Origin of the sequence: Streptomyces sp. NBC_00454 (assembly GCF_041434015.1) — a bacterium.
In the GTDB taxonomy this organism is placed as follows: Bacteria; Actinomycetota; Actinomycetes; order Streptomycetales; family Streptomycetaceae; genus Streptomyces.
The window spans coordinates 1,594,051-1,615,938 of record NZ_CP107907.1; the positions used below are offsets into that span (position 1 = coordinate 1,594,051).

The following is a 21,888-nucleotide window of genomic DNA, read 5'->3' on the forward strand; positions in this document are numbered from 1 at the left end:
CCCTCGGCCGCCCGTACGGTCACCACCATGCCCACCACCATCCGCGACCTGCGCCCGAACGACCCGGCCGACGCCGAGTCCGTCGTACGGGTGCGCCGCGCGGCACTCCCCTTCATGATCAGTACGGCCCCCGGGGTGGCCTTCGAACTGGCCTGCGCCCACCCCGCCAAGCGCTACCGGCTCCTCGTCGCCGAATCCGCCGACGGGCAGGTCATCGGCACCGCGCAGGTCGGGATCGTCTACGACAGCCCCGAGCCCGGCCAGGGCTTCGTCAACGCCTACGTGGACCCCGCGCGGCGCGGGCTCGGCGCCGGGAGCGCCCTGCTGCGCGCGGCGGAGGAGCACCTCGCCGCCGAGGGCGCGAAGGACTCGTACGCCTGGGTGCTCGACGAGCCGCCCCACCGCGCCTTCGCCGGGCGCCACGGGTACCACCCCTCCCGCTCCGCCCACTTCCTGCGCCTGGACCTGACCACGGCGGCCCTGCCCGCGCTGCCCCGGAACCTGCCCGCCGGCGTCGAACTGCGCACCGCCTCGGCCTTCGCCGCCGATCCGCGCCCGCTCTTCGAGGCCGACGCGGCGACGTCCCTCGACGAACCGGGCGACGTGGCCGTCGAGTTCGACGACTACGAGGACTGGCTGCGGCACACCTGGAACAACCCCTACCTGGACCGATCGCTGACCAGCGTGGTCCTGGTGGACGGCGAGGTCGCCGCCTTCACCGCCGCCCACACCGACGGGGCCACCCGCTACTCCTCGGCCATGACCGGCACCCTGCGGGGCTTCCGCGGCCTGGGCATGGCCAAGCTAGCGAAGAACGACTCGCTGCTGCGGGCCCGCGCGGCCGGCTACACACAGGCCTTCACGGGCAACGACACCGGCAACGGCCCGATGCTCGCCGTCAACACCTGGTTCGGCTACGAGGTCTGCGCGACCGAGACCCGCTTCACGAAACGACTGGAGACCCTGCGATGAGCAACCGACTGACCGACCGACCGAGCGACCGGCCGACCGACCGGCTGACCGTCACCCTCACCAAGGCGGGCCGCACCAAGATCAGCTATCCCGCCGAGCCGGTGGCCGACACCGGCGCGCGGATCACCGTACGGGCCCCCTGGGCGGCCGAAGGCGTACGGGACTTCGGGTTCGTGCGCTTCGAGCCGGGCGACGTGTTCACCGAGCACTTCTGGCGCGACCGCTGGTACGCGGTGAAGGAGGTCCGCACCGGCGAGGGCGTCCTCAAGGGCTGGTACTGCGACGTGACCCGCCCGGCGGTGGTGACGGGCAGCGCCATCCTGGTCGAGGACCTGGACCTCGACCTGTGGGTGTCGGCGGACGGCAGCGAGGTACTGCGCCTCGACGAGGACGAGTTCGCCGCGAGCGGTCTGTCCACCACCGACCCCGAAGCGGCCGCCGAGGCCGTCCGGGCCCTCGACGCCCTGGACGCCCAGGCCCGCTCCACGGCCGGGATCGCCGCGCTCCTGGCCTGATCCGTTCCCGGTCCACGGGTTTTCTGTGGGCCCGCTTAGCGGCTCCTTAAGTGCACCCTAAGGATCGGCTCCCGGGGGCCGAAGGCCGCCGAACGGCCGGTGCGGGCGGTTAGTTTGGCTGAGCCAGGGAGGGCCGGAGGCGGCGCCGCGCACCCGTGAGGGGCGGCGCCGCACAGCCCCGGACCACTGGCTCGTCCACGACTCGCGACGCCCCCTGCCGGGCCCCAGAGGAGATCCACCATGTCCGCACGCCGTACCGCCGCCCGTATCGCCGCCGCCGGCCTCGCTCCGCTCGCGGTGGCCGCGTACGCCGCCGCGCCCGCGGCCGCCCACGGTTCGATGACGGACCCGGTCAGCCGGGTGGCGGCGTGCTACGCGGAGGGACCCGAGGCCCCGAAGTCGGCGGCCTGCAAGGCGGCGGTCGCGGCGAGCGGGGCCCAGGCGTTCTACGACTGGAACGCGGTGAACATCGCCAACGCGGCCGGTCAGAGCAAGTCCCTGATCCCGGACGGGCAGCTGTGCTCGGCGGGCAACGGCAAGTACAAGGGCCTGGACCTGGCGCGCGCCGACTGGCCCGCGAGCCCGATGGCTCCGGGCGCGCACACCTTCCGCTACAAGGGGACCGCCCCGCACAAGGGATCCTTCGAGCTGTACGTGACGAAGGACGGCTACGACCCGACGAAGCCGCTGAAGTGGTCCGACCTGGAGCCGGCCCCGTTCGTGAAGGTCTCCGACCCGGGGATGCAGAACGGCGACTACGTCTTCTCCGGCACCGTCCCGAACAAGACCGGCCGGCACCTGATCTACAGCATCTGGCAGCGCTCGGACAGCCCGGAGGCCTTCTACACCTGCTCGGACGTGGTCTTCGGCAAGGACAACGGCGGGAGCGGCGGCGGCACGGGCGGTACGGGCTCCACCGGCGGTACGGGCTCCACCAAGCCGAGTGCGAAGCCGAGTTCCACGCCCTCGCAGCAGCCCGGCGAGCAGGCGCCGCAGGAGCCCGGGCAGCAGCCCTCGGCCCCCACCGACCAGCAGATCGCCGAAGGCGCCGACAAGTCCACGGTGGAGCACCACGGGCACGGGGACAACGATCCGAAGACGAACGGCGACGCCACCCCGTCCCCGATCCCCTCGCAGAGCGGGACCAACCTCGCCGAGACGGGCGGCAGCGGCGCCACCCCGCTGATCGCGATCGCCGGGGCCGGCACCCTGGCCCTCGGTGCGGCCGTCCTGTTCGGGCTGGCCCGCCGCCGTGCGACGCCGGGCCGCCACGGCCGCTGACGACTGACAGGGGCGGACGGTCCGCCGGGGGGCGGACCGCCTGCCCCTGTCAGCCGGCCGGTCAGTCGAAGACCGACGCGCAAGTGGTCCGTTCGGCGTGCGCGGGGTCGAGGGCGTTGGCCGCCTCGTGCCAGGCGATCCGGTCGGTGAGGCCGATGGCCACGTGCTCCGACAGGTCCAGCGCGCACAGGTCCTGGAGCAGCACGTTGCGGACGTTCGGCCCGTCGAGGAACTGGCTCCGGTACGGGGTGACCACCTCGTCGTAACGGGTGGCGATCACCGTGTACTTGACTCCGGGGACGGTGTCCCCGCCGGCGTTCAGCTTCTTCTGGAAGGCGGATCCGGCGATCTGGTCGGCGAGCCCGGGGGTGGCCGTGCTGATCAGGTCCTCGGCTCCGGGGAAGTACGGGAGGAGCTGGGTGAGCCCGTCCAGGGTGGTCCCGTGGTTGTCGGGGGCGAGCCCGACCAGGGCGTTGACCTTGGCGGCTCCGCCGAGGAACTTCAGGTAGTAGTTCGGCATCATGCCGCCCTGGGAGTGGCCGACGATGTCGGTCCTGGCCGCCCCCGTGGAGGCGAGGACCTTGTCCACGAAGGTGTCGAGCTGGCCGGCGGACTTGTCGATGGGGCCGAGCCCGTTGAAGAGGGGCACCCCGGGCAGTTGCCCGTAGTCCATGGAGTAGACGCAGTAGCCCCGGTGGACGAGGTACGGGGCGAAGCCGAGCCAGTTGTCGACGGAGTTCCCGAAGGTTCCGTGGACCAGGACGACGGGGCGCGGGTGGGCGGCGGACGGTTTGCACGACCAGTTGTTCCAGCCGCTGCTCGGCGCCGAGGCGGCCTGGGCCGCGCCGGTGGGGGCGACGAGTGCGGCGGTGGTCAGGGTGAGGACGGCCAGCGGGCGGAGCAGGCGTCTCCAGGGCAGCATCGTGTGATCTCCTTGCGTTCGAGGGGGATAACGCGGGGACGGCTCGGGAATTACGTGGGGGTTCATCCCGTGATCCGGATCACAAGGGGTGCTGCAGCCGCTAAATTACGGGCGAGTAGCAAGACTGGGAAGTTACGCGTCGGTAAAAGATGAGCCGGGTTCGGCGGCGACCCGCCGGGCCGGAGCTTCATCCATTCGGCCCACCCCTGCTGCGCGCCGCCGCCGGTACGCCGAGCGTGTGAGACATGACCCAGCCCACCAACGCAGATCCAGGGCCGTCCGGCGGGTTCCTCGCCGAGATCAAGGACGCGGTGACCACCCGGGCCGCCCTGCTGGTCCTCGGCGTGCTCGCGCTCCAGCTCGCCTTCATCACGTCCTACGTCGGGGCCTTCCACCACCCGAAGCCCAGCGAGATCCCGATCGCCGTGTCGGCGCCCGTGGCGCCGGTCGCGGAGCAGTCGGCGAAGCAGCTCGCGGCCCTGCCCGGCAAACCGCTCGACCCGCGCGCCGTCAAGGACGAGGCCACCGCGGCCCGGCAGATCAAGAACCGGGAGGTGGACGGCGCGCTGATCATCGACCCGGCCGGCAAGACCGACAAACTGCTGGTCGCGAGCGGCGCCGGGGCCTCGCTGTCGCAGGCCGTCGAAGAGGTGGTCGGCCGCGTCGAGCTGGCCCAGGGCCGCACCTTCACCATCGTCGACGTGGCTCCGGCCGCCGCCGGTGACGGGCGGGGTCTGAGCTCCTTCTACCTGGTCATCGGCTGGTGCGTGGGCGGCTACCTGTGCGCCGCGATCCTCGCGATCAGCGCCGGAGCCCGGCCCGCGAACGCGGCCCGCGCCGTCGTCCGGCTCGGCGCGCTGTTCGTATACGCCGTCGCGGCCGGACTCCTCGGCGCGGTCATCGCCGGACCGGTGCTGGGCGCCCTGTCCGGCAGCATCCCGGCCCTGTGGGGACTGGGCACCCTCGTGGTCTTCGCGGTCGGAGCGATCACCCTGGCCTTCCAGGGGCTCGCGGGGGTGGTCGGCATCGGCCTGGCGATCCTGCTGGTGGTGGTCTTCGGCAACCCGAGCGCGGGCGGCGCCTACCCGTACCCGCTGCTGCCGCCGTTCTGGAAGGCCATCGGCCCCTGGCTGCCGCCGGGCGCGGGCACCTACGCCGCGCGCTCGATCGCGTACTTCAAGGGCAACGACATCACCGGCCCGCTGCTGGTGCTCAGCGGCTGGGCGGTGCTCGGTTCGGCCGTCACCATGGCCTGCGCGGTGTCCCGCCGGGGCAAGGCCGGGGCTGCCGTGGGCAGCGGGCTCCCCGACGGGCCCGATGACCTGGACGTCCCCGACCCGACCGCGAAGGCCACGGGCCGATGAACAATCCCCTCCACCTCAACCGTCAGGGCCCGGCCGAACAGGCCGTCTCCGTCAAGCGGATGGAGCCGAGCGCGCAGGCGCAGCTGGGCGCGCTCGGCCTGACCGGCTTCATCGTCGTCACGACCATCGCCACCGGGATCGACGCGGGCGTCTTCCCCGAGAAGCTCGGCCACTCGGTGCTCCCGCTGGTCGGCTTCTTCATCGGCGGGCTCGCCCAGCTGCTGGCCGGGCTCTTCCAGGCGCAGCGCGGCGACACCTGGCACGCGACGGTGTTCGGCGGCTTCGGACTGTTCTGGATGGCGAAGGCCTGCCTGCTCCAGTGGGTGCTGCCCGCCACCGATCCGGCCCTGCGCGGGGACGTCAGCGGCCTGTTCACGCTGCCGTGGGTGTTCGTGGTGTTCGTGCTGTGGATCGGCAGCTGGCGGATCCACCTGGTGCTGCTGTCCACGTTCACGTGCGTGCTGGTGGTCTTCGTCGCCATGACGGTCAGCGGGTTCACCGGCTCGGTGATCTGGAACCGGATCACCGGCTGGAGCGGGCTGCTGGCCGCGCTCGGGGCCACGTACCTGCTCGCCGGCCAGATCATGGCGAGCACCTGGGGCCGTCAGGTGCTCCCGATGGGCCGCTTCCTGGCCCCCGAGGAACACCCGGAGACCTGACCGCGTGATCACGACGCTCGCGGTCGAAAACTACCGCTCCCTGCGCAGGCTGATCGTCGACCTCGGCCGCCTCACCGTCGTGACGGGCGCCAACGGCACGGGCAAGTCCAGCCTCTACCGCTCCCTGCGGCTGCTCGCCGACTCCGCGCGGGGCGGCGCGATCGCCGCGCTGGCCCGGGAGGGCGGGCTGCCCTCCACGCTGTGGGCCGGGCCGGAGAAGACCGGGCGGGGGGTGCGGGAGGGGCGGTACGCCGTCCAGCCGACGGTCCGCTCCGAACCGGTGGGCCTGCGCCTCGGCTTCTCCGGGGACGAGTTCGGGTACGCCGTGGACTTCGGCCATCCGGCGCCGGTGCCCGGCTCCCTCTTCGCCCTGGACCCCGAGATCAAGCGGGAGTGCACCTGGAGCGGGCCGGTCCTGCGCCCGGCCGCGCTCCTCTCGGACCGGGCCGGGCCCGCCGTGCGGACCCGGACGGCCGACGGGGGCTGGCACCGTACCCAGGGCGCCCTGCGCCCGTACGACTCCATGCTCAGCGAGCTCGCCGACCCCCAGCTGGCCCCCGACCTCCTGCACCTGCGCGAGCTGATCCGGTCCTGGCGGTTCTACGACCATGTGCGCACCGACGCCGACGCCCCGGCCCGCAGCCCGCGCGTGGGGACCCGTACGCCCGTACTCGCCGCGGACGGCTCCGATCTGCCGGCCGCGCTCCAGACGATCCGGGAGATCGGCGACCACGAGGCCCTGGACACCGCCGTCGAAGCGGCCTTCCCGGGCAGCCGCGTGGCGATCGCGGAGCGGGACGGCCGCTTCGAACTGGAGCTCCACCAGCACGGGCTGCTGCGCCCGCTGGGCGCGGCGGAACTCTCCGACGGGACACTGCGTTATCTGCTGTGGACGGCAGCCCTGCTGACCCCGCGACCGCCCGCCCTGATGGTGCTCAACGAGCCGGAGACCAGCCTCCATCCGGATCTGCTGGGCCCCCTCTCCGACCTGATCCTGACGGTGGCCCGGGACACCCAGACGGTGGTGGTCACGCACGCCGCCCCGCTGGCCGACGCCCTGGCCGCGGGCACCCGCCGGCACCGGGTGGACCTGCGGACGATCACCCTGGTCAAGGACTTCGGCCAGACCGAGGTCGAGGGCCGCGAAGGCCCGCTGGACGAGCCGCTCTGGTACTGGCCGAAGCGCTAGCGGAGCCCCGTTCGACCTGGCCGCGGGCCCGCGCGGGTGGTGTCGTACGCTCCGCTGTCATGGACATGGATCAAGCCGGGCGGGCCGCGGCCGACACCCTGCGCACTGCCCGGTTCGAGTACGCTCCGGCCGCCGCCGACTACGACGAGGCCCTGCGGCGGTACACCCGCGGGACCCGGCCCGGAATCGTCGGCTCCCAGCTGCTGCCGTTCGTGTTGGCGGCCGTGTTGGCGGCCGCGGCGGCGTTCGTCCGGATCGAGCTGTGGGGCCTCGGGACGGACGCGGTCGTCATCTCGGTCGTGGCCGGCGTCGTGGCGCTGTTCTGGGTGCGCCAAAGGGTCCGCCGGTCGCGGATGCGCCGCCAGTACGAGGCCGACGCGGCTCGCGGCACCTGGACCACCACGCTGACCGGCGACGGCCTGGCCACCACCGGCACCGCCGGGCGGGACGAGCACTTCGACTGGAGCGGCTATCCCTGGTGGTTCGAGACCTCCGAGCTGTTCGTCCTCACGGGCAGCCTGGAGCACTTCCTCGTGCTGCCCAAGCGCGGAGCGGCCGCCCCCGCCGACCTCGACCGGGCCCGCGCCCTGTTCACGGAGCACCTGCGGCGCATCTGAGCACGGGCCCGCCGGACCGGGCCGGTTATCCGAGGGGTGCGAGCAGTCGGTCGGCGCCGCGCAGGGCGTGGCGGCCGACGGCCTTGCCGAGGGTGACCCCCGCCTCGTCGGCGGAGCGGGTGTGGATGCCCGAGAGGATCCGCGCTTCGACGTTGTCGCGCGTCAGCTGCTCCCAGCTCGTGTACGTGCGCCGTACGCCGGGCGCCGTCGGGCTGGTCACGGAGAACGGGGCGGTACGGGGTCCCGCGAGGGCGTCCAGGATCACCTCGGCCGCTCCGGCGTAGGTGTTGTGGCCGCTGGGGTAGTCGGGGTGGGCCGGGGTCTGGTGGAGCGGGGTCCAGGCCGGGTCGGGGTCGATCGCCCCGGTCCGGATCGCGGTGACCGGACGCCAGCGGGTGTACGCGTACTTGCTGTCGGAGGTGGCGATCTGCGTGTCCACCAGGGCGGCGTGGAACAGCCCTATCAGCCCCGCCCGTTCGGCGACCGAACCGTGCGAGCGGGTCACGGCGACGCGCAGCGGCTCGGTGTACAGGGTCAGCGAGGAGCCGTACCAGAAGGTGGCGGTCTCGGTCTGGCGCGCGCTGCGGACGGTGGAGCCGGCGGCTCCGTACGCGCGCACCTCGGCGAGGTCGGCCCGGTAGCGGCGGGAGTCCAGCGCGGGCGGCGGGCCGATCCGGTACTGGTCCGGGGAGTCGAGCAGGAACAGCCGGGCCACGCGGTTGCCGTACTGCGCGGCGGGGGCGTAGCCATCGGGCGTCGGCTGCCATACGCCGGGCGCGGCGGGCTGCACGGCGTACGGCGCGTTCACGGAGGCGGGGTCGAGGCCGTCGCCCTGGCGGGAGGCGAGCGCGAGCTCCGCCTGCCGCGCCCCGGCGGCGACGCCCCGGTCCTCGGCGCGGCCGTCGGGGATCCGGCCGAGGGTGGCGGCGAGCGCCGAGTCGAGCTCCGCCTTGCGGGTGGGCGCGAGGACGACGAGGGAGTCGTGGACGGCGGAGGCGACGGCGGCGTCCTGGAAGGCGGCCCGGTCGCGACCGCCGGGCGCCTCCCCGGCGGCGCGGGCGGCGGCGAGCCAACTGATGGCCCAGGTCCGGCTGTTGGTGACCTGGGTGGGCGCGCCGGCGGCGGCGACGGTCTGCTCGGTGGTGTCGTACCACTCGCGGACGACGGCCCCGCCGTCGGCGGCGGGCGCGGCCTGGGCGGCGGACGGGAGGGCGAGGGCCGTGGCGGACAACACCAAGGCGGAGCCCAGGGCGAACAGGGCGGAACGGGACGGCTTCACGGTCATGGCTCCGAAGCTAGCCATCCGGCTGGTCGCCACACAACGGCCGTTGTCCGCCAGGCCCGTTCGGCCACAGAGCTGTCGTACGCCGTCCACGACCGCGTTACACGCGGGAGAGGTCCGCGAACCGTCAGGCCGAGGATCCGCTGTCGATGACCAGGTCGGTGCCCACTACCGCGCCGGCCTCGGGCGAGGCGAGGTAGAGCACCGCGGCCGCCACTTCCTCGGCCTCCGCGATCCGGCCGAGCGGGTTCTCCGTCTTCACCCGCTCGGCGCGGTCGGCCTCGCTCTCCCCGGACCGCAGCGACATGGGGCCGGCGGAGGCGCCGGGGCTGACCGCGTTGATGCGGATGCCCTGGTGGATGTGGTCGAGGGCGGCGGCGCGGGTCAGGGCGGAGACCGCGGCCTTCGAGGTGATGTAGGCGGCGGCGTTCGGGATCCGCACGTGCGCGCCCAGGTTGGAGGAGATGTTGACGATGACGCCCCCGCCGTTCTCCTTCATGTGCGCGATCTCGTGCTTCATGGCCAGCCAGACGCCGGTGACATTGGTCCGCAGCACCGCTTCCCAGTCCTCCTCGCTCACCTCGCCGACGGGTACGGTGCCGCGCAGTATTCCGGCGTTGTTGACCGCGACGTCCAGTCCGCCGAAGCGGGCCACGCCCTCGCGCACGAGGTGCTGGAGGCTGCCGGAGTCGGTGACGTCGGCGGTGACCGCGGCGGCCGTGCCGCCGGCCGCCGCGATGAGGCCGACCGTCTCGTCCAGGGTGGCCGCGGTGCGTCCCGCGGCGACCACGGACGCGCCTTCGGCGGCGAAGGCGAGCGCGATCGCGCGGCCGAGGCCGGAGCCCGCGCCGGTGACGAGGACGGTCTTGCCGGTGAAGCGGTTCATTTCGGTGACTCCCTTAAGTGACAGGCAATACTGGACCGATCGGTCCAGTATTCGGGCGCGCGAAAAGGAGCCCGAAGGCTCCCCAGAGGGTGATGTCAGTCCAGCAGGGCCAGCGCCTGCTCGGCCGCGTCCCGCACTCGGGCGGGGTCGCTCGAGGCCTTGCCGACGACCCGCAGGCCCTGCATCAGGACGAGCAGCATGCGGGCCAGGGCACGCGGATCCCGATCCGCCGGAAGCTCTCCCTGGGCCTGGGCCCGCACGAGCGCGGAGTGCAGCGGGGTCTCGACGCGGTCCCAGCCGATCTCGACCCGGCGGGCCGCCGCAGGGTCGTGCGGGCCCAGCTCCGCCGCGGTGTTGGTGAAGAAGCAGCCGATCAGCCGCCCCTCCGGGGAGCCGGCTTCCGCGGCGAAGCGGCGCACCAGCGCCCGCACCGCGGGCAGTGCGGGGCCCGGCTGGGACAGCTCGGCCAGGAGCGGCGGGTTGTGCGCCTCGGCGTACCGGTCCATGGCCTTCAGGTACAGCTCGTGCTTGCTGCCGAAGGTCGCGTAGATGCTGGCGCGGCCGATGCCCAGGTGCTCGACGAGGTCCGCCAGCGACGTCGCTTCGTAGCCGCGCCGCCAGAACAGCTCGACGGCCGACTGGAGCGCGGCGTCGGGATCGAATTCCTTGGTCCTGGCCACATCGAAGATCCTAAATGAATCCAGAACGATCGGTCAAGTAACCCGGCACCCCGGCCGCCGCACCCCGGCCGAACCCCTCATCCGGCCCGGTGGACCACCTCGCCGGCGACCACCACCGTCTCGGCCACCGTGCCCGGGATCCGGTCCGGGGTCACGGCGAAGATGTCCCGGGACAGGATCACGAAGTCCGCGGCCTTGCCCGGGGCCAGTGAACCCCGGTCCAGGTCCAGGAAGTTGGCGTACGCCGAGCCCATCGTGTAGCCGTACACCGCCGTCTCGACGTCCACCGTCTCCTCCGGCTGCCACGGCTCGCCGCCGTCCAGCGAACGCCGGGTCAGCGCCGTGTAGATGCCGATCATCGGGTCCATCTCGGCGACGTTCCAGTCGCTGGAGAACGCCAGCACCGCCCCGGCCTCGGAGAGGCTGCGCATCGGCCAGGCCTTGTGCCAGCGCTCCTCGCCCACGTTCCGCGCCCAGTCCTGGCCGGGTCCCGCGATCTCCGGGGCGCAGTGGCGGGGCTGCATGCAGGCCACGACGCCGAGCTGCTCGAAGCGCGGCACGTCCTGGGGGTCCAGGCATTCCACGTGCACCACCTGGTGGCGGGCGTCGCGCGGGCCGTTCACCGTCCGCGCGTGCTCGACGGCGTCGAGGACCGTGCGGATGCCCCGGTCGCCGGTGGCGTGGACGAAGCACTGGAATCCGCGCGCGTCCAGGGCGGCGAGCAGCTCGGCGAACTCCTCGGCCGGGTAGAAGGTCTCGCCGCGGTGCGAGCCGCAGCCGGCGTACGGCTCCAGCAGTGCGGCCGTGCGCGGCTCCACCACGTCGTCGATGTAGAGCTTGAGGGGGCCCACCCGGAAGCGGTCCCCGGCGTGCATGCGGGCGGCCGCCGCGAAGAGGTCGAGGTCCTCCTCGGTGGTGCCGCGCGGGTGGAACAGGGCGGCCACGATCCGCGAGCGCAGCCGGCCTTCGGCGCGGGCCCGCTCGTACAGTTCGAGGTCGTCCAGGGAGTTCTGGGGTTCCACGACCGTGGTGATGCCGAAGCCGATCGCGTCGTCGAGGCTCTTGGCCAGGCGCCCGTACTGGCGGTCGGGCGAGGCCCACGGCACGCCCAGGTCGCGCAGCGCGCGGTGGCCGTCGCGGGAGAGGCCCTTGATGGCGAAGTCCTTGACGAATCCGGTGGGTTCACCGGTCTCCGGGTCCACCGCGGCGGTACCGAAGGGCAGGTCGGTACGGTCCTTCGTGACCCCGAGGCGGCGCATGGCGGCCGTGTTCAGCCAGGCCGTGTGCACGTCGTAGGAGAGCACGATCGCCGGGACGTCCCCGGTGACGGGGTCCAGGTCGGCGGCGGTGGGCATGCGCCCGCCGGGGATGGCGGAGTAGTCGAAGGCCTCGGCCTCGATCCATTCGGCGTCCGGGTTGGCCTCCCGCCAGGTGCGGATCCGCTCGAGGATGGCCTCGAGGGTCCGCACCCCGGCGAGCTGTACGCACGCGGCGTCGGAGCCGAGCCGGACGTGGTTGTGGGCGTCGATGAACCCGGGGAGCACCAGCCGGCCGCCCGCGTCGATCCGCTCGGTGCCGGGGCCCGCCCATGCGGCGGCCTCCGCGTCCGGGCCGACCCAGACGATCCGCCCGTCGCGGACGGCCAGGGCCTCGGCCTCGGGAAGCGCGGGGTCCACGGTGTGGATGCGGGCTCCGGTGAGCAGCAGATCGGCGGGGACGGGGTGCGACATGGGGTGGTGCTCCTGTGCAGCGGAGGGATACGTGGGAGGAGGTGCGAGCGAGGGGAGTCAGGCGGCCGGGACGTACGCGGGCACCCGCCGGGCCAGCGCCCAGTACGTGAGTCCGGAGACCACCGAGCCGAGCAGGGTGAGGTCGGCGCCGCCGAGCGGGGCCACGAGGGGGCCGGTCCACAGTTCGGAGTCGCAGGTCAGGGCGGCGAAGGCCATGCCGGCGAGGAGGGCGGTCATCCCGGCGAGGTGGTAGCCGGAGCGGTACCAGTAGGCGCCCTCGCTCCCGGCGTGCAGGGCCTCGGAGTCGTAGCGGCAGCGGCGCATCAGCATGTCGGCGAGGAAGACCCCGCCCCAGGGGGCGAACACGATGATCAGGAGGGAGAGGAAGGAGAGCAGCGAGGTGGTGAAGTCGGTGAGGAAGAGTGCGGCGAGCGATCCGGCGGCGGTGACGGCGGCGCTGATCACGATGGCCCGGGCCCGGCTCCAGGGGATGCCGAGGACCTGGAGGTTCAGGCTGGAGGAGTAGAGGGTGATGATCGAGTTGGTGACGGAGCCGCCCAGCACCAGGGCCAGGAACAGCGGCTTGAACCAGCCCGGCAGCAGGCTCTCGGCCCCGGCGACGGCGTCGGTCATATCGGTCTGGGTGGCGGCGGCGACGCCCGCGATCCCCAGGGCGACGGAGGAGACGAACCCGCCGAGCGCGCCCATCCAGGTGATCGACTTCAGCGAGGTGGTGCGGGGCAGGTAGCGGGTGTAGTCCGCAGGCATGGGCAGGTACGAGAACGGCCCCGCGAGCATCACCACGAAGGCCAGGCTCCAGCCGGACAGGCCGGGAGCCACGGCGTCTGCGGCGGGGGTGGTCACGGCGCCGGGCAGGACGAAGACGAGCAGGGCCGCGAAGCCGACGGCGAGGACGTACGCCATCCAGCGTTCGGCGAACTGGACCGTGGCGTGGCCCCACATGGCGACGGCGAAGGTGAGCGCGAGGGTGACTCCGAGCGCGAGGGCCCGTGCCAAGGTGCCGCCGCCCAGGCCGATTTCGTCGAAGAAGACCTCCAACGCCAGGGTTCCGACCACGGTGTTGACGATGGTGTAGCCGATGCTCACCACCCAGTTGAGGACGCCGGCGGGCCAGTTGCCCCGTACACCGAAGGCCGCGCGGGAGATGACCAGGGTGGCGGTTCCGGTGCGGATGCCGCTGAGTCCGGCGGCGCTGACCGCGAAGAAGGAGAGCCCGCTGACCACGACCACGGCGGTGGCCTGCCAGAAGGAGAGGCCGAAGGCCACGGCGAGGGCGCCGTTGATCACGTAGGTGAAGGTGAGGTTGGAGCCGAACCAGAGCCAGAAGAGGTCTTTGGCGTCGCCGTGGCGCTCGGCGTCGGGGATGGGGTCGATGCCGTGCGTCTCGACCCTGAAGACCTCGTCGACGTCGGCCGTCGTCTCCTGCTGCGTCATGTGTGCGTCCCTGACCTTCGACCCGGTGAACCGCCGCGCCTGACATTGAATGGCGTTCTAAGTTCTTGAATGGCATTCAAGATGCGCTCCCGACTGGGGCCGCGTCAAGACCCTGTCCGGGATAAGGTCGGCCCACGAAGATCGGGAAGGTGGCACGGGGTGGCAGGAGCAGCGGGCGCGGCGGGAGGGGCCCGGCGGCGCGACGGGCAGATCGCCCAGGAGCGGATGCTGGAAGAGGCCATGACGGCCATCGCCGAGGACGGACTGGCCACCCTCACCATGTCCGCGCTCGCCGAGCGGCTCGGCACCAGCGGCGGCCACATCCTCTACTACTTCGGCAGCAAGGACCGGCTGCTACTGGCCGCACTGCGCTGGAGCGAGGAGCAACTGGCCGTCGAGCGCACCGAATTGCTGGGCCGCCGGGTCACCGCCCACCGCAAGCTCGCGCTCTTCCTGGAGCTGTACCTGCCGCGCGGCCCCCGCGACCCGCGCTGGACGCTCTGGATCGAGCTGTGGGCCCGTACCCCCTCGAACGAGCAGCTGCGCACCGCGCAGCAGGAGATCGACGACGGCTGGCAGCAGGACCTGGAGGCGCTGCTCGCCAAGGGCGTGGACCAGGGCCGCTTCGCCGCCGGCCTGGACGTCCCCGCCCGCGCCTCGGAGCTGCTGGCCCTGCTGGACGGGCTGAGCACCCGCGTGGTGCTGGGCCAGCGCGGCGCCGACCGGGCCACGTCCCTGGAGCGCGCGCACTCGGCGGCGGCCCTGCTGGTCCCGCACACGTAGCCCCGTACGGCACGCGGAGGGCCCGCGAGGGGCCCGCGGACATGCGGAGAGCCCGCCCGGGGCTTAGCGCCCCGGGCGGGCTCTTCCTGTCCTTAGCGGACGATCATGGGGGTGTTACTTCTTCTTGCCGGCCTTCTTGGCCGGGGCGCCCTCGGCGTTGCCGTAGTACGCCTGGAGCATGAGCTGCTTGAGGTCGTCGATCATCGGCATCCGCGGGTTGGCGGGGGCGCACTGGTCGGCGTAGGCGTTCATGGCCTGGGTCGGCAGGGCCTCGATGAAGGCCTGCTCGTCCACGCCCTCCTCGGCGAAGGAGGCGGTGATCCCGCACTTGGCGCGCAGCTCCTCGACGGCCTTGGCGTAGGACTCGACGCCCTCGGCGGCCGTGGCGGCCGGCAGGCCCAGCATCTTCGCGATCTCCTGGAAGCGCTCCGGCGCCCGGTAGACCTCGGCCTTCGGCCACGGGGTGGCCTTGTGCGTGACGGTGCCGTTGTGGCGGATCACGTGCGGCAGGAGCAGCGCGTTGGTGCGGCCGTGGGCGACGTGGAAGGTGTTGCCCAGGGTGTGCGCCATGGCGTGGACCATGCCCAGGAAGGCGTTGGCGAAGGCCATGCCCGCCACCGTGGAGGCGTTGTGCATCTTCTCGCGGGCCTCGGGGTCGTTGGGACCGTCGACCACGCAGCGCTGCAGGTTTTCGAAGATGAGCTTGATGGCCTGGAGGCACAGGCCGTCGGTGTAGTCGTTCGAGTAGGCGGAGACGTAGGCCTCGGTGGCGTGCGTCAGGGCGTCGAAGCCGGAGTCGGCGGTCACCTTGGGCGGGAGGCCCATCGGCAGCATCGGGTCGACGATCGCCACGTTCGGGGTCAGCGCGTAGTCGGCGAGCGGGTACTTCTGGGCCGCGGCCGGGTCGGAGATGACGGCGAAGGGGGTGACCTCGGAGCCGGTGCCCGAGGTGGTCGGGATGGCGACCATCTTGGCCTTCTCGCCGAGCGAGGGGAACTTGTAGGCGCGCTTGCGGACGTCGAAGAACTTCTCCTTCGTGTCCCCGAACTCGACCTCCGGGCGCTCGTACATCAGCCACATGATCTTCGCGGCGTCCATCGGCGAGCCGCCGCCGAGGCCGATGATCGTGTCGGGCTTGAAGTCGCGCATCATCGCGGCGCCGGCCTGGACGGTGGCGAGCTCCGGGTTGGGCTCGACGTTGTCGATGATCTGGATCGACACGGCACCCTCGCGGGCCTGGAGGATGTCGACGACCTTCTGCACGAAGCCGATGGCGACCATCGTCTTGTCGGTGACGATCGAGACGCGGCTGATGCCGTCCATCTCACCGAGGTACCGGATGGAGTTGCGCTCGAAGTAGATCTTCGGCGGGACCTTGAACCACTGCATGTTGGTGTTGCGCCGTCCGATCCGCTTGACGTTGATCAGGTTGACCGCGGTGACGTTGTTGGACACCGAGTTGTGTCCGTAGGAGCCGCAGCCGAGGGTGAGCGAGGGCAGGAAGGCGTTGTAGACGTCGCCGATGCCGCCGAAGGTGGAGGGCGAGTTGGCGATGACGCGGATCGCCTTGACCTTCTTGCCGAACTCCTCGACGAGGGCCTCGTCCTCGGCGTGGATGGCGGCGCTGTGGCCCAGTCCGTGGAACTCGACCATCGCGGCGGCCAGTTCGAGGCCGTGCTCGGTGTCGGAGGCCTTCAGGGCGGCCAGGATCGGGGAGAGCTTCTCGCGGGTCAGCGGCTCGTTCTCGCCGACCTCGTTGCACTCGGCGAGGAGGATCGAGGCGTCGGCGGGGACGGTGAAGCCGGCCTGCTCGGCGATCCACTGCGGGGACTTGCCGACGACCGCCGGGTTCAGCTTGGCGCCGTTGGCGTCGGCCGCGTAGGCGGTGGTGCCGAAGACGAACTGCTCCAGCTTGGTCTTCTCGGCGGCGGAGACCACGTGGGCGCCGAGCCGCTTGAACTCGGCGAGGCCCTTCTCGTAGATCTCGGCGTCGAGGATGACGGCCTGCTCGGAGGCGCAGATCATGCCGTTGTCGAAGGCCTTGGAGAGCACGATGTCGTGGATCGCGCGGCCGAGCTTGGCGCTCTTGTGGACGTACGCGGGGACGTTGCCCGCGCCGACGCCCAGGGCCGGCTTGCCGCACGAGTACGCGGCCTTGACCATGGCGTTTCCGCCGGTCGCGAGGATGGTGGAGACGCCCGGGTGGTTCATGAGGGCGCCGGTGGCCTCCATGGAGGGGGCGGTCACCCACTGGACGCAGTCGGCGGGAGCGCCGGCGGCGACGGCGGCGTCGCGGACGATGCGGGCGGCCTCGGCCGAGCAGTTCTGCGCGGAGGGGTGGAAGGCGAAGATGATCGGGTTGCGGGTCTTCAGCGCGATCAGCGCCTTGAAGATCGTGGTGGAGGTCGGGTTGGTGACCGGGGTCATCGCGCAGACGACACCGACCGGCTCGGCGATCTCCGTGATGCCGCCCAGCTCGTCGCGGCGGATGACGCCGGCGGTCTTGAGCCCGCGCATCGAGTTCACGACGTGCTCGCAGGCGAAGAGGTTCTTGACGGCCTTGTCCTCGAAGAGTCCGCGGCCGGTCTCCTCGACGGCGAGCTGCGCGAGCTCACCGTGCTGGCTCAGCGCGGCCAGGGAGGCCTTCTTGACGATGTGGTCGACCTGCTCCTGGTTGAACGACGCGAACTGGTCGAGCGCCTTGAGCGCCCCCTGGACCAGTCCATCCACCATCTCGTTGGCCTGCATGGCAGGAACTCCTTCATTTCGACTCAACTCGAACCGCTTTCCTGATGACTCAATTCGACACCCAAAAGCGGAAGCAGCGGTGCCGAAAAAGCCCTTTTCCGCCGGGTCGAAGGACCGTTCACACTCGTTCACCCTCTCCCGATCACGCTCCTGACCTGCACATATGCCTCGGGACTTAAGACCCCTGTGCGCTTGTGAAAACTTTCACAAGAATTTCGAGCGGAGTGCGCCCTACCGCGCTCCTCCCCCAGCGAGCACAATCACCGTGACGAGTCGCGTCGACCGTGAGGGAGGGAGCGCGTGCGCAGTCAGGTGCGCGTCGCGGACGGACGGAATCTGACGGTGGAGCGCTGGGGCGACCCGGACGGCCGACCCGTTTTCCTGCTCCACGGCATGCCGGGCAGCAGGCTGGGGCCCGCCCCGCGGGGCATGGTGCTCTACCAGCGCCGGATGCAGCTCATCGCCTACGACAGACCCGGCTACGGGGGCTCCGACCGCCACCCGGGCCGCACCGTCGCCGACGTGGCCCAGGAGGTGGCCGCGGTCGCCGACTCCCTGGGCCTGGACACCTTCGCCGTGGCCGGCCGCTCCGGCGGCGCCCCCGGCGCACTGGCCTGCGCCGCCCTGCTCCCGGAGCGGGTCACCCGGACGGCCGCCCTGGTCCCCCTCGCCCCCCGGGACGCGGAGGACCTCGACTGGTTCGAGGGGATGACCGCCTCGAACGTCACGGCGTACTCCACGGCGGGCCGGGACCCGGAGGAGCTGGCCGCCGGGATGATCCCGCGCGCCGCGGGCATCGCCGCGGACCCCGGCCGACTCCTGGACGAACTGCGCCGCGAGCTCACCGAGAGCGACCGGCTGGTCGTCGCGGACGCCGGCCTGCGCTCGATGCTGCTGCGGAACTACCGGGAGGGGGTCCGCACCTCCGCCTACGGCTGGATCGACGACATGATCGCCTTCAGCAGCCCCTGGGGCTTCGACCCCGCCGACATCCGCTGCCCGGTGCTGATCTGGCACGGGGGCCTCGACGAGTTCTCTCCCGTGGGCCACTCCCGCTGGCTGGGCCGCCGCATCCCCGGCGCCACCACCACCATCGACCCGGCCGCCGCGCACTTCGGAGCGCTGCACGCACTGCCCGACGTACTGACGTGGCTGCTCAGGGAGGTGCCCGCGCCTCCCGTGAACGAGCAGCAGCCCGCGTAGGACGGGCCGGGGAAGGAGTGCGGAGCCCCCCGGAAAAGAAAAGGATCTTGCCGTCAGGCAAACGGCCGAATACGGAGCACCGGGGAATTCGGTCATGTTTTCCAGGGGTGGGTGACCACTCGTCACATCCGGGCGTACGAGAGGTCACGTTATAGGCAACCCCTTGGTCGTTTAGCACGCCGATGGGCACCCGGGAGGGTAAAGTCCGCGCCAGACACCGGCTTACTCGCCGGTGTCAACCCTTCCCATTCCCCATGACCTCCCCGAGGACGGCGTCATGAACACCTCCGCAACCCCCCCGACCAGCACGGTCAAGTCCCGCCGCGTCCCGCTCGACCGGATCGACGTCCGCGGTGCGCGCGCGGCCGCGACCCTCGGGCGCGTCCTTCCGACGGAATCCGGTCGACAGGTTCAGGCGCCGATCTTCAACTCTGCACTCTGACCCGGAAGTCCGCGCTCTAGACTGGTGGAATGACCGGCCTGATCGCTTTTCGCGAGATCGTCCTGAAGGTTCACAGCAGATGCGATCTTGCTTGTGATCATTGCTATGTCTATGAACACGCAGACCAGAGCTGGCGAGGCCGGCCGAAAGTGATCTCCCCCGAGGTCATTTCCCGCACCGCATCACGGCTCGCCGAACACGCACAGTCACACGAACTCCCCTCCGTCACGGTCATCCTTCACGGAGGGGAACCGCTTCTGGCCGGCACGGCACGCCTGCGGCTCGTGTGCGAGGAATTCACCCGCGCCCTCGACGGCATCGCCGCCCTCGACCTGCGCATCCACACCAACGGGCTCCAGCTGGGCCGCCGTTGCCTGGACCTCTTCGCCGAATTCGGCGTCAAGGTCAGCGTCTCCCTCGACGGGGACCGCGCGGCCAACGACCGCCACCGCCGCTTCGCCGACGGACGCACCAGCCACCCGCTCGTCCTGGCCGCCGTGGAGCTCCTGCGCACCGAGCCCTACCGCCACCTGTACCAGGGCCTGCTCTGCACCATCGACGTGGCCAACGACCCCGTGGCCGTCCTCGACGCACTCGTCGAACTGACCCCCCCGCGCGTGGACTTCCTCCTCCCGCACGCCACCTGGCAGACGCCCCCGGTCAGGCCCGACGGCGCCCCCGACACCTACGCGCGCTGGCTGCTGCGGGTCTTCGACCACTGGGAGCGCCTCGGGCGCCCGGTCCCGGTACGGATCTTCGAGTCCCTGTTCTCCACCCTCCGCGGCGGGCCCAGCCTCACCGAGGCCCTGGGCCTGGCGCCCACCGATCTGGTCGTCGTGGAGACCGACGGGAACCTCGAGCAGGTCGACTCCCTCAAGAGCGCCTTCGAGGGGGCCGCCGCCACCGGGTTCAACGTCTTCGACCACGCATTTGACCAGGTCGCGGCCCATCCCGGGGTCCGCGCCCGGCAGCTGGGCCTGGCCGGGGTCAGCGCCACGTGCCGCCGGTGCCCCGTCGTACGTTCGTGCGGGGGCGGGCTCTACACGCACCGCTACAAGGCCGCCGCAACCGACTCCCCGGACGGCGGGAGCGACGGTGGGGGCTTCGACAACCCCTCCGTCTACTGCACCGATCTGCGCGAGCTCGTCGACGGGGTCGAGGGCCGTACGGGGGCCCGCGCGAGCGCGCCCGAACTCTCCGACCCGGCCGAACTCGCCGGCTCCCAGGAACAGCTCACCCGCAACCTGCTCGCCCTCCTGAACGACGGCCGGACGGGTGATCCCGACTGGGCGCGCGCCTGGGAGGTGCTGGGCGCCGTGGAGCGGGCCGGGGACGCGGGCGAGGACGCGCTGGACGCCGTACTGGCGCACCCGTTCACCCGGACGTGGGTGATGGCCTCGATCGAGGCCGAGCGGCAGGGCCGCGGCGACGGGCCGGACGCCGCCCGCAGGCTGACCGCGCTGGCCGCTGCCGCCGTCCTGCGCGGCGGGCTCGACCTGCCCGCCGAGGTCGCCTACCGGGACGGCGAGGTGTACCTGCCGACGCTCGGCCTGCTGCGCCTGGGCGAGCCCGGCACCGACGGGCGGGCCGCCCTGCACGCCACCGACGAGGGGTACGCCGTCCGCGAGGGGGGCCGTCCCGAGCACCGCTTCGGCCCCGCGGCGGGCGACGCCCGCTGGCAGCCCGTACGGACCTGGTCCCCCGGGCCGGACGAGGCCCCGGTGGCCCTGGAGGACCTGGACCCGCACCGCAACTGCTTCGCCCGCCCGCCCCGGCTGCGCCTTGGCGCCGGGGAGGCCGAGGAGTGGCGGGAGCGGCTGCGCGCGGCCTGGGCACTGCTGTACGAGGCCGTCCCGGAGTCCGCCCGGGCCGCCCGCGCCGGGCTGACCACGCTGACCCCGCTGGCCGGAGGCCCGCGGACGGCGGGCTGGGGCGAGGCCGGGCGGCACGGGCCGGGCGCGCTCGGAGTCCCGTACGCGGCGGGGGTGCGGGAGACCGCGCTGGCGCTGCTGACCGGGTGGCGGCGGGCCCGGCTGCAGGCGCTGACCGAGGTGAGCGACCTGTACGCGCTGGACGGGGAGTGGCAGCACCCCTCCCCGTGGCGGGAGCGCCCGGTGCCGGTGTCCCGGCTGCTGGCCGACGTGCACGAGCGGGTGGCCGTGGAGGCCTACCGGCGGGCGACGGCGAGCGCCGAGCCGGGCGGGGCGGACCGGATCGGCCGGGCGCTGGACCGCCTGTCGGAGGCGGCGGAGCTGACGAGCACCGGGAAGCGGCTCGTGGAGGAACTGCGCTGGGAACTCAAGGCGGTCGACGCGTGAGCCCGGCCCCCGCCACCGACCCTGCGGGCGGCTTACGCAGCCTGGGCGTGCGCCCCGGCGCACGCCTGATGGCACACGCCTCCCTCGGCGGTACGGGGCTGCGCGCCGAGGCCCTGCGCGACGCCCTCCTCGGCGTCCTGGGCCCGCGCGGCACCCTGGCGGTCCCCGCCTTCACCCCGGAGAACTCCAAGACCTCCAGCGCCCATCTGGAGCGGATCGCGGGCCTCTCCGGGGAGGAGGTGCGGGCCTTCCGCGAGCGGATGCCCGCCTTCGACCCGGCGCGCACCCCGAGCCAGGGCATGGGCGCCTTCGCCGAGTCCGTCCGCACCGCCCCGGGAGCCGTGCGCAGCGAGCATCCGCAGACCTCTTTCGCGGCGGTCGGCGCGGGTGCCCGGGAACTGTGCGCCGGACACCCTCTGACCAGCCATTTGGGTGAGGAATCACCCCTGGGAAAAATGTGCGGGGAGGGATGGCAGGTGCTGATGATCAATGTGGGATTTTCGGTCTGCACCGCATTCCATCTCGCGGAGTATCGAATTCCGAAGCCCCTCTTGCGCATGTACGAGTGTGTGGTGAAGGTGAACCTTCCGGGGCTTCCGGGGGGGCAGCCCCGTCGCCGCGACGGGGCTCCGTGGGGGGAAGGGTGGACCGCGTACGAGGACATCTCGCTGGACGACAGCGATTTCGCCGAGATCGGCAGTTCTTTCCCGGAAGACCGGGTACACCGGGGGCGGGTGGGAGGAGCATCGGCCATGCTCTTCTCCCTTCCGGATGCCGTCGATCACGCGCAGAAATGGATGACTGAAAACAGACGCTGATTGACTGAACGATGAGGGGAAGCG

At 72.1% G+C, this 21,888-nt stretch carries 19 protein-coding genes; 12 read left to right on the forward strand and 7 right to left on the reverse strand.

Annotated features, from left to right (window positions below; genetic code table 11):
- The first annotated feature begins 27 nt into the window (after nt 1–27).
- From OHU74_RS07435 to OHU74_RS07445, 3 genes are all read left to right on the forward strand, one after another.
- Complete coding sequence (locus OHU74_RS07435) at nt 28–972, forward strand: N-acetyltransferase family protein (protein ID WP_371615154.1); 945 nt, start codon at nt 28–30, stop codon at nt 970–972.
- Entirely contained in the window at nt 969–1,487 is a 519-nt protein-coding gene (locus OHU74_RS07440; protein WP_371615155.1) for a DUF402 domain-containing protein, read from the forward strand. The genes OHU74_RS07435 and OHU74_RS07440 overlap by 4 nt, the downstream gene beginning before the upstream one ends.
- Before the next feature lie 240 nt (nt 1,488–1,727).
- Nucleotides 1,728–2,768 (forward strand): lytic polysaccharide monooxygenase, encoded by a 1,041-nt coding sequence (locus OHU74_RS07445; protein WP_371615156.1) that lies wholly within the window; start codon nt 1,728–1,730, stop codon nt 2,766–2,768.
- Between the two features lie 61 nt (nt 2,769–2,829).
- On the opposite strand, the gene OHU74_RS07450 is transcribed toward OHU74_RS07445, so the two are convergent.
- Nucleotides 2,830–3,690 carry an esterase/lipase family protein gene (locus OHU74_RS07450; protein ID WP_371615157.1) on the reverse strand — a complete coding sequence of 287 codons (861 nt, stop codon included), beginning with the start codon at nt 3,688–3,690 and terminating at the stop codon, nt 2,830–2,832.
- A gap of 245 nt (nt 3,691–3,935) precedes the next feature.
- Here OHU74_RS07450 and OHU74_RS07455 point away from each other — a divergent pair, with 245 nt between their 5' ends.
- Genes OHU74_RS07455 through OHU74_RS07470 form a run of 4 tightly spaced genes read left to right on the forward strand, consistent with a single transcriptional unit; the run spans nt 3,936 to nt 7,519 of the window.
- A complete protein-coding gene (locus OHU74_RS07455) occupies nt 3,936–5,054 on the forward strand; it encodes a DUF3533 domain-containing protein (RefSeq protein WP_371615158.1) in 1,119 nt (372 codons plus the stop codon).
- Complete coding sequence (locus tag OHU74_RS07460; protein WP_330295629.1) at nt 5,051–5,713, forward strand: acetate uptake transporter; 663 nt, start codon at nt 5,051–5,053, stop codon at nt 5,711–5,713. The genes OHU74_RS07455 and OHU74_RS07460 overlap by 4 nt, the downstream gene beginning before the upstream one ends.
- Before the next feature lie 4 nt (nt 5,714–5,717).
- Complete coding sequence (locus tag OHU74_RS07465) at nt 5,718–6,902, forward strand: AAA family ATPase (protein WP_371615159.1); 1,185 nt, start codon at nt 5,718–5,720, stop codon at nt 6,900–6,902.
- A gap of 59 nt (nt 6,903–6,961) precedes the next feature.
- The gene (locus tag OHU74_RS07470) at nt 6,962–7,519 is read left to right on the forward strand and encodes a hypothetical protein (RefSeq protein ID WP_371615160.1); all 558 of its coding nucleotides are present in this window, start codon (nt 6,962–6,964) and stop codon (nt 7,517–7,519) included.
- A 25-nt stretch (nt 7,520–7,544) separates the two neighbouring features.
- Here the strand turns inward: OHU74_RS07470 and OHU74_RS07475 are convergent, their stop codons facing one another.
- The 5 genes from OHU74_RS07475 to OHU74_RS07495 form a co-directional block, all read right to left on the reverse strand.
- Entirely contained in the window at nt 7,545–8,804 is a 1,260-nt protein-coding gene (locus OHU74_RS07475; RefSeq protein WP_371615161.1) for a vanadium-dependent haloperoxidase, read from the reverse strand.
- Between the two features lie 124 nt (nt 8,805–8,928).
- On the reverse strand, nt 8,929–9,687 hold the full coding sequence (locus OHU74_RS07480; RefSeq protein ID WP_371615162.1) for an SDR family NAD(P)-dependent oxidoreductase: 759 nt from the start codon (nt 9,685–9,687) through the stop codon (nt 8,929–8,931).
- A gap of 95 nt (nt 9,688–9,782) precedes the next feature.
- Entirely contained in the window at nt 9,783–10,367 is a 585-nt protein-coding gene (locus OHU74_RS07485) for a TetR/AcrR family transcriptional regulator (RefSeq protein ID WP_371615163.1), read from the reverse strand.
- Nucleotides 10,368–10,444: 77 nt separating this feature from the next.
- Nucleotides 10,445–12,097, reverse strand: coding sequence for an amidohydrolase (locus OHU74_RS07490; RefSeq protein ID WP_371615164.1), 1,653 nt, complete (start codon nt 12,095–12,097; stop codon nt 10,445–10,447).
- A gap of 57 nt (nt 12,098–12,154) precedes the next feature.
- Complete coding sequence (locus OHU74_RS07495; RefSeq protein ID WP_371615165.1) at nt 12,155–13,552, reverse strand: cytosine permease; 1,398 nt, start codon at nt 13,550–13,552, stop codon at nt 12,155–12,157.
- Nucleotides 13,553–13,777: 225 nt separating this feature from the next.
- Here OHU74_RS07495 and OHU74_RS07500 point away from each other — a divergent pair, with 225 nt between their 5' ends.
- Entirely contained in the window at nt 13,778–14,335 is a 558-nt protein-coding gene (locus OHU74_RS07500) for a TetR/AcrR family transcriptional regulator (RefSeq protein WP_371619600.1), read from the forward strand.
- Nucleotides 14,336–14,449: 114 nt separating this feature from the next.
- On the opposite strand, the gene adhE is transcribed toward OHU74_RS07500, so the two are convergent.
- Nucleotides 14,450–17,083 carry a bifunctional acetaldehyde-CoA/alcohol dehydrogenase gene (adhE, locus tag OHU74_RS07505; RefSeq protein WP_371615166.1) on the reverse strand — a complete coding sequence of 878 codons (2,634 nt, stop codon included), beginning with the start codon at nt 17,081–17,083 and terminating at the stop codon, nt 14,450–14,452.
- 300 nt (nt 17,084–17,383) lie between these two features.
- On the opposite strand from adhE, the gene OHU74_RS07510 reads away from it, so the two are divergent.
- From OHU74_RS07510 to OHU74_RS07525, 4 genes are all read left to right on the forward strand, one after another.
- Complete coding sequence (locus OHU74_RS07510; protein ID WP_371615167.1) at nt 17,384–18,286, forward strand: alpha/beta fold hydrolase; 903 nt, start codon at nt 17,384–17,386, stop codon at nt 18,284–18,286.
- A 277-nt stretch (nt 18,287–18,563) separates the two neighbouring features.
- Complete coding sequence (fxsA, locus tag OHU74_RS07515) at nt 18,564–18,728, forward strand: FxSxx-COOH cyclophane-containing RiPP peptide (protein WP_371615168.1); 165 nt, start codon at nt 18,564–18,566, stop codon at nt 18,726–18,728.
- Between the two features lie 29 nt (nt 18,729–18,757).
- Nucleotides 18,758–21,046 (forward strand): radical SAM/SPASM protein FxsB, inactivated metallohydrolase extension form, encoded by a 2,289-nt coding sequence (gene fxsB / locus OHU74_RS07520; RefSeq protein ID WP_371615169.1) that lies wholly within the window; start codon nt 18,758–18,760, stop codon nt 21,044–21,046.
- Nucleotides 21,043–21,864 (forward strand): aminoglycoside N(3)-acetyltransferase, encoded by an 822-nt coding sequence (locus tag OHU74_RS07525; RefSeq protein WP_371615170.1) that lies wholly within the window; start codon nt 21,043–21,045, stop codon nt 21,862–21,864. Before fxsB ends, OHU74_RS07525 begins: the two co-directional genes overlap by 4 nt.
- Nucleotides 21,865–21,888: the final 24 nt, after the last annotated feature.

Bases quoted from the DNA above. Each gene is read 5' to 3' on its own strand.
- OHU74_RS07440 (WP_371615155.1), top strand. From the start codon at position 969: ATGAGCAACCGACTGACCGACCGACCGAGCGACCGGCCGACCGACCGG.
- OHU74_RS07450 (WP_371615157.1), bottom strand. From the start codon at position 3,690: ATGCTGCCCTGGAGACGCCTGCTCCGCCCGCTGGCCGTCCTCACCCTG.
- OHU74_RS07460 (WP_330295629.1), top strand. From the start codon at position 5,051: ATGAACAATCCCCTCCACCTCAACCGTCAGGGCCCGGCCGAACAGGCC.
- OHU74_RS07490 (WP_371615164.1), bottom strand. From the start codon at position 12,097: ATGTCGCACCCCGTCCCCGCCGATCTGCTGCTCACCGGAGCCCGCATC.
- OHU74_RS07470 (WP_371615160.1), top strand. From the start codon at position 6,962: ATGGACATGGATCAAGCCGGGCGGGCCGCGGCCGACACCCTGCGCACT.
- OHU74_RS07475 (WP_371615161.1), bottom strand. From the start codon at position 8,804: ATGACCGTGAAGCCGTCCCGTTCCGCCCTGTTCGCCCTGGGCTCCGCC.
- fxsA (WP_371615168.1), top strand. From the start codon at position 18,564: ATGAACACCTCCGCAACCCCCCCGACCAGCACGGTCAAGTCCCGCCGC.
- OHU74_RS07445 (WP_371615156.1), top strand. From the start codon at position 1,728: ATGTCCGCACGCCGTACCGCCGCCCGTATCGCCGCCGCCGGCCTCGCT.
- OHU74_RS07480 (WP_371615162.1), bottom strand. From the start codon at position 9,687: ATGAACCGCTTCACCGGCAAGACCGTCCTCGTCACCGGCGCGGGCTCC.
- OHU74_RS07455 (WP_371615158.1), top strand. From the start codon at position 3,936: ATGACCCAGCCCACCAACGCAGATCCAGGGCCGTCCGGCGGGTTCCTC.
- OHU74_RS07435 (WP_371615154.1), top strand. From the start codon at position 28: ATGCCCACCACCATCCGCGACCTGCGCCCGAACGACCCGGCCGACGCC.
- adhE (WP_371615166.1), bottom strand. From the start codon at position 17,083: ATGCAGGCCAACGAGATGGTGGATGGACTGGTCCAGGGGGCGCTCAAG.
- OHU74_RS07495 (WP_371615165.1), bottom strand. From the start codon at position 13,552: ATGACGCAGCAGGAGACGACGGCCGACGTCGACGAGGTCTTCAGGGTC.
- OHU74_RS07500 (WP_371619600.1), top strand. From the start codon at position 13,778: ATGCTGGAAGAGGCCATGACGGCCATCGCCGAGGACGGACTGGCCACC.
- fxsB (WP_371615169.1), top strand. From the start codon at position 18,758: ATGACCGGCCTGATCGCTTTTCGCGAGATCGTCCTGAAGGTTCACAGC.